This is a genomic window from Mucilaginibacter sabulilitoris (genome assembly GCF_034262375.1).
GTDB classification, from domain to species: domain Bacteria; phylum Bacteroidota; class Bacteroidia; order Sphingobacteriales; family Sphingobacteriaceae; genus Mucilaginibacter; species Mucilaginibacter sabulilitoris.
On record NZ_CP139558.1, the window covers coordinates 7,459,452 to 7,471,903 of the forward strand.

Below are 12,452 nucleotides of genomic sequence, written 5' to 3' on the forward strand. Positions count from 1 at the left end.
GGCTGCTTTCACCCAAAGCTTATCTACTGACGGTGGAGAACGAAGGATGGTAGTAAACAAAAATGGTTGGCTGTCATGCTGAGTTGTTAATCTGAGGGCTCTGAGGGGGAAATGACGTTGCCAAAGGGGGCTGTCATGCTGAGCTTGTCGAAGTATAGCGGGCGTGTTCGCACCCGCTTGTGGGCGTTCGCACTTTCAAAATGTGGACACTCTGCAAAAAGGAATATCAATTACATTATAGGGAATAAGGACACTTAACGCTGATCTGTTTTATTTGAGCAGATCTTATCAAACGGAACGGCATATTCAATACCCAGAGACTTTTCGTACTCGGCTGTAAACTCGTCATAAGTTTTGCGGGCATACTCAATACCCTTTATGCGCCTCAGGGCTTTGAGCTTATACTTTATAGCCACATCATTAAACGGGTCGATATTTAAAACAACACGCGATATATCAAGCGCTTTCCGGAAATCGCCGCTTTCATATACCTTTTTAACTTCAGGTAATATTATCGGCATCAGCGCCTCTTCATACACCAGCTTAATATCATCGAGCCAGTTTTCGGAGATATACTGCAGCAAACCGCCCCGGGCAATAAGGTCAAAGTGGGTTAATATAGAAACATCGGCCGGTTTATCAGAGATACCGCCTATTTGCTTAATATCATCGGTTACAATAAAATAATCACAAAAAACATTGTCGGCTATCTTAAAACTGTAGGTATCATTTAAAAAGGCAAGCTCAATACCATCTATATCGGCAATAATGTTGCGCAGGTGGTTAATGGTAACCCCCTTAATGTTCTTAGTTTTCGCGACATCCTTATCTGGCCATAAAACAGCCGATATTTTTTTGGACACCACGCCACTCTCATCCTTGCTGTTAAGCAATATCAGGATAAACAATTGCTTTATTTTAGGACTAAACAGGTAAGTAATATCGCGGCTGTTTTTATCGTACACAGTAAACTCGCCCAGCAGATATATGGCATTCGCTTTTTTCTCATCTTCCTTCACCATAACAGGTACAGCAGACGCATCTTCTTCGGCAGGTTGCTGTTCGGGCCCACGGAATTTTCTTCTGAAAACAAAAATGAGCACACCTGCCGAAAGTAAGGACGCCACTACTCCCCATACCAAATATTTATTAACGGCACGTGCTGGTGTAACCGCCTTTTGGGCTTGTTCATACTCTTGCTGGCTCACCGGCGGAAACTCCAGTGCCAGTATCCTGATGGTGGAGTTGGACGGATTTGTAAATTCCTGAATGGTGCAAAAAAACTCCTCCTGCTTAGGGTTGAAAAACAGGTTGATATCGCTCTCTATACGCTCGGATGTAACCGGGATTTTGCCGCTCACTACCTGGTATGAGCCGTCTTTGATAGAAAACTTATATAAACGCAATTGAGTCTTCGGCCTTTCATGCGGGTAGCACAATGCGTAAAAGTGCTTTCCGTCTTTAGAAATGATCAGGTTATTGGTGGGTACAAAGTCCTCCTCATTGGGTTTTATTTCCCAGCATTTTTTTACGGTATGGTTGGTAAGGTTTACCCGGTACAGATCATAAAAATGCTTGCCCCCTACTATCTGGTTGCCCGACTGGTTACCATACCCGCCAAATATATACACCTCATTGTGATCATTGGCCTGGCTGCTCGCCGAAAAGAACCGGGGAGATATCCTGTCGCCGGTAAATGCGACTTTATCCCAGTTATCGGCCTGCCTGTTATACCTGAAAAAGTCATTATGATAAGCAAATGATCCATATCCCCCAAAAAGATAAAAATCAAGCTGATCTTTGTCATAAAATATATTGTGATGGTGCCTTTGTTCTTTAATATTGGCATTCCCAATTACATCCCATTTTAACGTATTCAGATCAAACGATGCAATACAGGGTGATGGTTTCGAGGCCCGTAGTACTTCATACGCATAGCATTTATTCTCCCGGGTATTCACAATGCTTTTACCCAACAGCAATGGTACAGGTACGGTGTTTTGAAAGGCTTTCGCCGATGTATTACCTGTCTTCATATCATAAAGCAATAACGTATCGCTTTTAAATATGAACACTGTCTGATTGTTTGGGTTATAATTAACTCCCGCTACCTGGTTAAAGCTAAATGCCGCTCTTTTTTCCCAAAAGTAAGATCCGTTGATAAGCCAAACCGGGTTATCTACATGTCCGCGTACTTCGCGGGTACTATTATCATGCACAGCGCTGCCCGCCCATTCATTAAGGGCAAAGTGGTAGGTTTTGTAGCCATCGCCAACAGTTAAATTTTTAACCGCCATTTTGGGCACGTCAGAGTAATGCGGGTTTTTGCCAAAAGTAATAATGGGTTTTATTTTAGCATCAAACCCAAAATCACGAGCCTTGTACCATTTACCATTTACAAAAAAACCAACCGTATTGGCTTTAAGGTCAATATCAACTTTTATGTTTATCCAGTTCCGCTTGTTCAGCTGCGACAAACTAAGCGGTATCTTGATCTTATTGCTTTTACTGTCAATATTAAAGTTCAGTGTGGGCGAGCCGTTGTAATTATAAATGTAGGTTAAGCTATAAGAGTTATTCTTCCCATCAATAATATTAAACACATAACCAAGATGTTCATTGTCCCATAACGACAAATCAAAACTCATCAGTAGGTGATCATAAAACGTTGGGACATCCGAACTGAATACCGTATAGGAAGTCCGTTCGCTCATAAGGCTGTCGTTGGAGTTAAACATGAGCCCCTGGGCTTTAACTGTAAGCGCGGGCAGCATAATAAAAAGCAATACAATCTTATATACCTTTAAATTCAGCAATAAAATTCTTCCATTTTTTATCATTGCGGGTGTAAGTTTACAGAAAAACCAACCAGGGGACCGGCAGTTTAAATAACATTGCTAAAATATACTTTTTTTAAGTAACAGCTGGCTAAAGAATTTGCCTGAGCCTGGTTTTTAGTTACAGGTTTCCTGGTTAAATCGTGCTCCATCCTTAATTTGCTGCCCAACTTATACTGACTTCTGTTAGCTCCCTTTCGTTACAGAAATTTTCATCCCGCAAAAATAACGGTAATACAATTATTACAAAGATTGAATGCTTATTAGGGTACTTATTAAAACATTTTCAACGTTCATCATATTTACACTATCAACACAAAGATACACAAGCCATTAGCTGGTATAATATTACGCTATGCGGTTATTTAAAAAACATATTATCCTTTTAACCTTGCTTTTATCAGGTTATTTGAGCCTTTACGGGCAGGATAGCACACTGGTTGGTACCAGCATTAACTGGGACCTGGCAAAATGTATAGATTACGCCAAAAAGAACAATATACAAATTAACGCCCTCCGGCTTTCGCAGCAAACCAGTCAGCAGGAGTATCTATTAGCTAAAGCCGCCCGCCTGCCCGATCTTTCGGGCTCAGCCTCACAAACCGTTGCTCACGGCAATAATTTCAGTAATGGCGATAATGGGAGGCACTCGGGCTTTAACGCTTCGGGTTCGTATGGATTGAGCTCATCGGTAACTTTATACAATGGAAATTTTATCAATAATAATATCCAGCAAAAAAACCTTTCGGTACAATCGGCCAACCTGAGCATCATACAGCAGGAAAATGATATTACTCTGCAAATAACACAGGCGTACCTGTCCGTGCTGCTTGATAAGGAAACCATTGTTTACAATACCGACCTGCTCAATACTACCAAAGCACAGGTAGATCTGCAGCAAAAAAGATATAATGTGGGCAGTGTGGCCCGCAAAGACCTTATACAGTTACAAGCCCAACAGGCCACAGACCAATATTCATTGGTTAGCGCCACCAATACCGAGCGCGGCGACCTTATTACCCTTAAACAATTACTGCTGTTACCCACAGATGTGAAATTCGATATTGCTAAGCCGGATACCATCATTGCACCAACAGATAGCATCTCGGCGTTCCGTGATGCGGAGCAAACTGCCCTGCAAACCCGTCCCGAAGTGAAGAACAGTGAGTTGGGCGTCAAAATAGCTCAATACGATGTGGATAAGGCAAGAGCAGGCTATAAGCCATCTATCACAGCGGGGGCATCGGTTAATTCGGGCTATGCCAATGGGCAAAACAGTTCTTTCGGCAGCCAGATCAATAATAACTTTTACCAGCAGCTGGCGGTTACCCTGGCTATACCCATTTTTACCAAACGTGTGGTAAAAACGCAAGTTGAAGAAGCCAAAATAGCCGTTAAACAGGCACAGCTTGATTTAAAGGATACCCGCGTAACCCTTTCGCAAACGGTTGAACGGGCTTATATTAATGTACAAAATGCCCGCAGCCAATATGATGCCGCAGCCGAAGAATACAAATACAGTAAAGAAAGCTATCGTATTGCCAGTGAGCAGCTAAAGGTAGGTGTGGCCAACACCGTTGATTTTTTATTACAAAAAAACCTGTTTGTACAAGCGCAGCAGTCTTTTGTACAGGCCAAATACAACACACTGTTAACCTTAAAGATCTATGATTTTTACAGAGGGGTACCTATTAAATTATAATCGCCCGATATCATGAAAAAAAGTTATAAAAAGATCGGAATTATTTTAGCCATACTGATAGTATTGGTGCTCATCTGGTTTTTCTTTATCCGGAAGCCCGAACAACCCCTGGCGCTTACTACACAAAAACCCGCCAAAGGCTATATAGCCCAAAGTGTAACCGCCACCGGCAAAATAGAACCAGTGGATACCGTTACGGTGGGTACGCAGGTATCGGGCATCATTAAATTTATATATGCCGATTTTAATTCAAAAGTTAAAAAAGGGCAGCTTATAGCCGAGCTTGATAAATCACTGCTACAAGCTACGCTTGATCAGTATAAAGGCAACCTGCAAAATGCCCAAAGCCAGCTCGTTTTTGCAAAAAATAACTTTAACCGGCAAGATCTGTTATACAAAACAGATGCGATAAGCAAAGCCGATTTTGATACGGCCCTTAATACCCTGAATGCAGCGCAGGCTTCAGTAGCAAGTGCCGCCGCACAGGTACGGTCGGCTACCAAGAATTTATCATACGCCGATATTTATTCGCCTATTGATGGTGTTGTATTAAATCGCAGTATCAGTACCGGGCAAACCGTGGCTGCCAGTTTCAGTACACCTACCCTTTTTGTAATAGCTAAAGACATTACCAAAATGGAAGTAGAAGCAAATGTGGATGAGGCCGATATTGGCGATGTAAAATCCGGGGAACGGGCATCATTTACCGTGGATGCTTTTATAAACGACCAGTTTGCGGGCACTGTTGAAGATATCAGGCTGCATCCATCGGTATCGGCAAATGTGGTTACCTATACTACTATTATTAATGCGCCAAATGATGATATGAAGTTGAAACCGGGTATGACCGCCAATATTATTATTTATACCAAAGAGGTAAATAATGCATTGCTGATACCGGCAAAGGCGTTGAGCTTTGTTCCTGACTCTTCATTAATGAAGCAATATGAAATTGTTGGCAAAATAGGTCGCAAAGGTGCCAGGCAAAAAGCGGCTACAACTGGCGCTACTGATGATAATGCAAAAGCGGCGCACACGGGTAAAAGCCGAAAGGATAGTACAGGCGTAGCCAAACAAACGGCATTTGTTTGGCTGTTACAGGGTAAAAAAATAACCAGAAAAAAAATACAGACCGGCCTGAACGATAATACGCAGGTAGAGGTTTTAGGAGGATTAACTGCTGACGACATGGTAGTTACCGGCGTTACGGGTGGTGACGCCAACACCCAAACAGCGGCTAAACCGGGCGGCAGTCCGTTTATGCCGCAACGAAGAGGAGGAGGCGGAAGAGGGCGATGAGCAAGCGAATATTGGAAATACATGAGCTGAAACGCGAGTTTCAGATGGGCAGTGAAACCGTACGCGCGCTGAAGGGCATATCATTTAATGTAGAAGCCGGTGAATTTGTGACTATTATGGGCAGCAGCGGATCGGGCAAAACTACCCTCCTTAATATATTGGGCTGCCTAGATAAACCTACCATAGGCTCTTATTTGCTCGATGGCGTTGACATCAAACAATTATCGCGCGATGAACTTGCCCAGTTGCGCAACCGTAAAATAGGTTTTGTTTTTCAGGCCTATAACCTGTTGCCACGTACCTCGGCTATTGAAAATGTGGAGCTGCCGCTTTTATATAACAAAGATATCAGCGTAAGCGAACGGCGCGACAGGGCCATTCATGCCCTTGAAGCGGTAAAGCTGGGCGGCCGGTTTGACCATACGCCAAGTCAGCTGTCGGGCGGGCAGCAACAGCGTGTGGCCATAGCAAGGGCCCTGGTAAATGAGCCGGTAATGATTCTGGCCGATGAAGCTACAGGCAACCTGGACAGCCGTACCTCATACGAAATCATGTCGTTAATGCAGGAGCTTAATAGCCAGCAGGGTAAAACAATTGTATTTGTTACGCACGAACCGGATATAGCATCGTTCAGCAGCCGTACTATTCAGCTGCGCGATGGCATTATCCAAAAGGATACACAAAACCTGGAGCCGCGCTCGGCAAAAGAGGTGCTGGCGGGTTTGCCTGTGACTGATGATTATTAAATTACAGCTATGAATATATTAAACCTGATACGGATAGCTTTTAAAGCGTTGCAGCGCAACAAGCTGCGGGCTTTTTTAACCATGCTGGGTATAATCATTGGCGTAGCCGCGGTTATAGCCATGGTGGCTATTGGTCAGGGATCAAAGCAAAGTATACATGACCAGCTATCAAGTATGGGCTCAAACATGATCACCGTTTTGCCCAGCAGTAACCTGAATGGGGGTGTGCGTATAGCCGGATCAAGTTTTCAAACCCTTACTGATAAAGATATAGTGGCCCTTAAGCGGGATGCCCAGTATATTACAGAAATATCGCCATCGGTGCAGGCAAAGGGGCAGGCCATTGAAGGCGCCTTAAACTGGCCTACCACAATGCAGGGGGTAAGCCCGGACTACCTGGATATCCGCAAGCTAACGTTAAAAGATGGCATAGCCTTTACCGAGCAGGATGTGCTTACCTCGGCTAAAGTATGTTTAATTGGGCAAACAGTTATTGACAACCTTTTCCCCAACGGTGAAAACCCCATAGGCAAGGTGATCCGTTTTAATAAGATCCCTTTCCAGGTCATCGGCATACTCAACCCCAAAGGGCAAAACGCCTTCGGCCAAGATCAGGACGATATACTTATTGCCCCCTATACTACCGTTCAAAAAAGGATACTGGCCACCATTTATTATCAGAATATTTATGCATCGGCGGCCAACGAGCAGGTAACCGACGCGGCAACTACCGAAATGACCACCATCTTGCGCGACTCGCACCGCCTGCGCAGTACGGAGGACAATGACTTTACCGTACGTACTCAGGCCGAACTGATCAACACTTTAAGTTCGACAAGCGGCCTGCTTACTGTTTTGCTTACTGTAATAGCCGGTATATCGCTGGTGATAGGTGGCATCGGCATCATGAATATCATGTATGTTTCGGTTACCGAGCGTACGCGTGAAATTGGTTTGCGCATGTCAATAGGGGCACGCGGTAAGGATATTATGCTCCAGTTTTTGATGGAAGCCATACTGATCAGTATTACCGGGGGGATTATTGGCGTGGTTTTGGGTATCGTTTCGTCAAACCTGGTTACTCTTACTTTATCATGGCCAACTATCGTATCCGAGTCATCGGTATTATTATCATTTATTGTTTGCGCGGTTACAGGTATTTTCTTTGGATATTATCCGGCGCAAAAGGCAGCAAGGCTTGATCCCATTGAGGCGCTGCGATACGAATAGCCCATGTTTTTATATTTTGTTAATTATCAATACGTTAATAAAAAATCACTATTTTCAAATGTTAAAATTTTAGTTACAATTGTTAAATCGTTTTGAATACTAAAGTTTTAGTTATACCTTGGTTTTCATAAACAACCTTATGAAAATCACATTTCTTGCAGTAATAATACTTTGTTTAAGTACTGTTTCGGTATTTGCGCAAAATAATTATTCAGTTAAGGGCTCGGTAGCCGATACCGCCTCCAACTCCCAGTTAACCAATACCACTATTATGGTTTTGGCCGCCAAAGATTCCATTCTTCAAAAATTCACAAGAGTAAACAATGGCACATTTTCTGTAAACAATTTAAAAAAGGGCAAGTTCATTTTGCTCGCAACCTATCCGGGTTATGCCGATTATGTGGAGCGCTTTACGCTTGATTCGGCGCATACCAGTCATGATTTTGGGCATATTAAAATGATCCTCAAGTCGCAGCTACTGGCCGAGGTTATTGTGAAAGCCAAAGTAGCCGCCGTTAAAATAAAAGGCGATACCACTGAGTTTAACGCCGCGGCTTTTACCGTACAACCCAACGCAAAGGTAGAAGACCTGTTAAAGGAGCTACCCGGCATACAGGTTGATAAAGACGGCAAAATTACCGCCCAGGGCCAAACCGTAAACAAGGTATTGGTTGATGGTGAGGAGTTTTTTGGCGATGACCCCACCCTGGTTACCAAAAACCTGCGTGCCGATATGGTTGATAAGGTACAGCTTTATGATAAAAAAAGCGACCAGGCTTCCTTTACCGGAATTGATGACGGTGTAAAGGATAAAACCATCAACATTAAATTAAAGGAGGATAAAAAGAACGGTTATTTTGGTAAGGCAGACGCAGAAGGCGGTACCGATAAGTATTACCAAGAACAGCTGATGTTTAACCGTTTCAAGGGCAAGCAAAAATTCTCGGCCTATGGCACTATCGGTAACACCGGTAAAACGGGCTTGGGCTGGCAGGATAATTCAAAATACGGGAGTGCCGGCAACATGGAATTTAGTGATGATGGTGGAGTTTATTTTTATGGCGGTGGCGGCGATGATGGGCTCGACTCATTTAACGGCCAGTACAATGGGCAGGGTATACCGCTGGCCCGTTCCGGTGGTTTGCATTATGACACCAAATGGAACAGCGATAAAGAATCTATCAATACCAATTACAAAATAGGCTCACTGAATGTTGATGGTACACGGAATACGCAAACCCAAAATAACCTGCCGCAAACTTTCTTTAACAGCAACAGCGACCAGAATTTTCATAACCACATCTTCAGGCAAAAACTGGATGCTACTTATCAGCTTAAACCGGATACCTCATCAAACCTTAAAATAAGTATTGATGGTACCACCAAAAGCACCATTGCCGATAATGATTATAACACCACCAGTTTGCGTGCCGATAGCACCATGCTCAATAGCAATAAAAGGAGCATCACCAACAGCGGTACCCAAAAAATATTAAATGCCAGTTTGTTTTATAATAAGAAATTCAGGAAAAAAGGACGCAGCTTTTCGGTAAGTATTAACGAGGCTTACAATGAAAATGAGAATAAAGGTTTCCTGAATTCGGAGATAGATTATTTCAACACTGCAGGTCAGCTGGATAGCATGCAAAAGATCGATCAGTATAAAACCGGCTTAAGCAAAAGCTCTATATTGAATACCAATATTACTTATTCGGAGCCGTTTACCAAATCATTTGCTGTTGTGTTAAATTATGGTCTTAACATCAACAACGGCCGATCAGACAGGCGCTCGTTCAATAAATCGGCCACGGGCCAATATGATGACCTGGATGAAAGCCTCAGCAATAATTTTAAACTCAATCAACTGTCAAACCAATTTGGCGCGGTTTTCAACTACAAAAAAAATAAAACCATCATCAACTTCGGCAGTAAGGTATCAAACGTGAACTTTAAACAGATAGATGAGTTTACCAACAATACACTTACCCGTAACTTTGTTAACTGGTACCCGCAGGCCAGCTTTCAATATAAGTTTTCGCAGCAGCGGTCGTTTTCTGTATACTATAATGGTAATACCTCGCAGCCAAGTATAGACCAGATACAGCCTGTACGCGTAAACACCGACCCATTGAACATTACACTGGGTAACCCCGACCTGAGGCCCTCATTTACCAACCGGATTAGCGCCTATTATAACTCTTATAAGGTGATCAGCGGCCAGTCTATATGGTTTGGTGGTTCCTACTCGCGTACCATTAATCCCATTGTAAATAATGTGACGACCGATTCTACCGGGGCAAGTACTTATCAATCGTCAAACCTTAAGGGCCATCAAACCTCTAATATGAATTTTAATGGCAGCTTTAATCAAAAGATACCTAACGTTGATATTAATGCCGGTATTGGGGCTAGCATGAATGGCAGCAATTATTTTAACCTTACCAACAACCAGCTGAACGAAACCAAGTCATTCACCTACGGCGCCAGTTTGCGGTTTTCAAAGTACAAGCAAAAGAAATATGATTTTTGGACAGGGGCGGGACCTACCTATACCATAAACTCTTCCTCGTTACAAAAAAACATCAATAATAATGGTCGCGGGTTTAATGCTTACGGAGGGTTTAACCTGTACCTGCCGGCCAAGTTCCAGATAGGTTCCGATGCCAACTACCAGTACAATGCTGCCACACAATCTTTTAATCAGGATTTCAGGCGTACCACTTTAAATGCCAGCATTACCAAGTCTTTCATGAAAGATGAAAGCTTGAAATTATCGATATCAGGTAATGACCTGCTGAACCAGAATACCGGCTACAGCCGCACCGGATCGGCAAATATCCTTACCCAGGAACGCTATACCACTATTAAAAGATACTTTATGCTTTCGCTTGTTTGGGACTTTAACCACATGGGCGGCGGCGCACCTAAAAAATAATCACCATGAAATACACCATATTATTGGCCGTTGTGCTCCTGCTAAGCAGCAACTGCTTGTTTGCTCAAAACAAACATTTTACCCAACATGGTACCATCATGTTTGACAAAACGATCAACATGTTCGCCCTGTTTGAAAAACAGATCACCAAGGATAATGAAAGCTTTTTGCGCCCGGCCCTTGATTCGTACAGAAAAAATCAAAAGCAATTTAAGGTGCTGAAAAGCACACTTACTTTTGATAACAACAAAACCTTGTTTACGCCCATTGAACCGGAAAATCCATCAGGTGGCTTTTTCGACACACCAATGGCCAACCAGGTAAATACCATTTTTTCTGATTTAACAGCCGGCTCAGTTATAGATCAGAAAAAGGTTTTTGAGGAAACCTTTTTAGTGAAGGACAGCACCCGCAAAATAAACTGGAAGCTTACCGGCGAAACGCGCGAGATTGCCGGTTATACCTGCCGCCGGGCCAATGCGCTTATCCTTGATTCTATTTATGTGGTAGCTTTTTATACCGAAGAAATACCGGTAACCGGCGGCCCCGAACTATTTAACGGCCTGCCGGGTATGATACTGGGCGTAGCCCTACCCCATGAAAATGTTACCTGGTTTGCCACCAAGGTAACCGACGCGCCGGTTGAAGAAAAAGCGTTAACCCCACCTAAAAAAGGCAAGGCGGTAAACAACAAATCGCTGATGGCCACGCTGACATCAGTAATGAAAAACTGGGGCGAATACGCGCCAAAATATCTTAAGGCCTTTGCGCTTTAGCTATCCCTCTCTGCAACCAACCTGAGCATTATACAAACCAAAAGCCATACACTTCATTGTGTATGGCTTTTAACTTTATGGATATGTAAGATATTTACTCCGTCATCAATCAGGCATTAGCCAACGCCCTGTCCAGGTGCACGTAGCCGCCATCTACATAAATCAGTTGCCCTGTAGTGTGGCTTGATCTTGGTGAAAGCAGGAAAGCAGTAGTATTGGCTATTTCCTCGGCTGTGGTCATGCGGTTGCCCAGAGGTATTTTTGATTCAATCTCTTTTAATTTACCTTCAGGATCTGATAATGTTTTTATCCAGTTGGCGTAAAGCGGTGTCCAGCATTCGGCTACCACAATGGCATTTACACGCACGCCGTATTTCAGTAGTTCCACCGCCCATTCGCGGGTTAAAGCATTACGCCCGCCGTTTGATGCTGCGTAGCCGGAAGTGTGTCCCTGCCCGGTATCTGCGGTCTTTGAGGTGATATTGAGTATAGCGCCTTGGGTTTTTTTAAGCTCTGGTAAAGCATGGTGTGCCATCAGGTAATAATGCACCACATTTTTATGTAATGATGCCATAAAACCTTCATAGTCGCCGCTCTCCAGGCCTACGCCATCATTTACGCCGGCGTTATTCACCAATCCGTCAATACGGCCAAACTGGGCAACAACGGCCTTGATAGCGTTTTCGCTTGCTTTTGGGTCGGTCAATTCGGCTACCACCTGGAAAGCTTTTCCACCTTCGGCCTCAACTGCATGTACTACTTTCAGGTTATCGGCTTCGCCCCGGCCTATAATAACCGGTATGGCGCCCTCTTTTGCCAGTACTTTCACAATCCCTTCGCCAATGCCTTTTGCACCGCCTGTTACTATAATTACCTTATCGGTGAGTTCTAAATTCATGATTATATATTATAATTATTCAATACTTA

At 43.4% G+C, this 12,452-nt stretch carries 8 protein-coding genes; 6 read left to right on the plus strand and 2 right to left on the minus strand.

Translation table 11 applies throughout. The features are described from left to right. Positions 1-254: 254 nt before the first annotated feature. On the minus strand, positions 255-2,840 hold the full coding sequence (locus tag SNE25_RS31385; protein WP_321562955.1) for a Kelch repeat-containing protein: 2,586 nt from the start codon (positions 2,838-2,840) through the stop codon (positions 255-257). Between the two features lie 352 nt (positions 2,841-3,192). On the opposite strand from SNE25_RS31385, the gene SNE25_RS31390 reads away from it, so the two are divergent. The 6 genes from SNE25_RS31390 to SNE25_RS31415 all read left to right on the plus strand — a co-directional run bounded on the left by SNE25_RS31390 (position 3,193) and on the right by SNE25_RS31415 (position 11,525). After that, a complete protein-coding gene (locus SNE25_RS31390; protein ID WP_321562956.1) occupies positions 3,193-4,539 on the plus strand; it encodes a TolC family protein in 1,347 nt (448 codons plus the stop codon). Positions 4,540-4,551: 12 nt separating this feature from the next. Continuing rightward, positions 4,552-5,838, plus strand: coding sequence for an efflux RND transporter periplasmic adaptor subunit (locus tag SNE25_RS31395; RefSeq protein ID WP_321562957.1), 1,287 nt, complete (start codon positions 4,552-4,554; stop codon positions 5,836-5,838). After that, positions 5,835-6,584 carry an ABC transporter ATP-binding protein gene (locus SNE25_RS31400; protein WP_321562958.1) on the plus strand — a complete coding sequence of 250 codons (750 nt, stop codon included), beginning with the start codon at positions 5,835-5,837 and terminating at the stop codon, positions 6,582-6,584. The genes SNE25_RS31395 and SNE25_RS31400 overlap by 4 nt, the downstream gene beginning before the upstream one ends. 9 nt (positions 6,585-6,593) lie before the next feature. Continuing rightward, positions 6,594-7,814 carry an ABC transporter permease gene (locus SNE25_RS31405; RefSeq protein ID WP_321562959.1) on the plus strand — a complete coding sequence of 407 codons (1,221 nt, stop codon included), beginning with the start codon at positions 6,594-6,596 and terminating at the stop codon, positions 7,812-7,814. A 139-nt stretch (positions 7,815-7,953) separates the two neighbouring features. Beyond that, positions 7,954-10,749, plus strand: a complete 2,796-nt coding sequence (locus SNE25_RS31410; RefSeq protein ID WP_321562960.1) for an outer membrane beta-barrel family protein — start codon at positions 7,954-7,956, stop codon at positions 10,747-10,749. Between the two features lie 5 nt (positions 10,750-10,754). Continuing rightward, positions 10,755-11,525: a GLPGLI family protein gene (locus SNE25_RS31415; RefSeq protein WP_321562961.1), complete on the plus strand. Its 771-nt coding sequence runs from the start codon at positions 10,755-10,757 to the stop codon at positions 11,523-11,525. A gap of 109 nt (positions 11,526-11,634) precedes the next feature. On the opposite strand, the gene SNE25_RS31420 is transcribed toward SNE25_RS31415, so the two are convergent. Next, positions 11,635-12,423 (minus strand): SDR family oxidoreductase, encoded by a 789-nt coding sequence (locus SNE25_RS31420; protein WP_321562962.1) that lies wholly within the window; start codon positions 12,421-12,423, stop codon positions 11,635-11,637. Positions 12,424-12,452: the final 29 nt, after the last annotated feature.

What these genes read in the sequence shown, in the direction of transcription:
- SNE25_RS31385 (WP_321562955.1), bottom strand. Translation starts at nt 2,840, where the DNA reads ATGATAAAAAATGGAAGAATTTTATTGCTGAATTTAAAGGTATATAAG.
- SNE25_RS31390 (WP_321562956.1), top strand. Translation starts at nt 3,193, where the DNA reads ATGCGGTTATTTAAAAAACATATTATCCTTTTAACCTTGCTTTTATCA.
- SNE25_RS31395 (WP_321562957.1), top strand. Translation starts at nt 4,552, where the DNA reads ATGAAAAAAAGTTATAAAAAGATCGGAATTATTTTAGCCATACTGATA.
- SNE25_RS31400 (WP_321562958.1), top strand. Translation starts at nt 5,835, where the DNA reads ATGAGCAAGCGAATATTGGAAATACATGAGCTGAAACGCGAGTTTCAG.
- SNE25_RS31405 (WP_321562959.1), top strand. Translation starts at nt 6,594, where the DNA reads ATGAATATATTAAACCTGATACGGATAGCTTTTAAAGCGTTGCAGCGC.
- SNE25_RS31410 (WP_321562960.1), top strand. Translation starts at nt 7,954, where the DNA reads ATGAAAATCACATTTCTTGCAGTAATAATACTTTGTTTAAGTACTGTT.
- SNE25_RS31415 (WP_321562961.1), top strand. Translation starts at nt 10,755, where the DNA reads ATGAAATACACCATATTATTGGCCGTTGTGCTCCTGCTAAGCAGCAAC.
- SNE25_RS31420 (WP_321562962.1), bottom strand. Translation starts at nt 12,423, where the DNA reads ATGAATTTAGAACTCACCGATAAGGTAATTATAGTAACAGGCGGTGCA.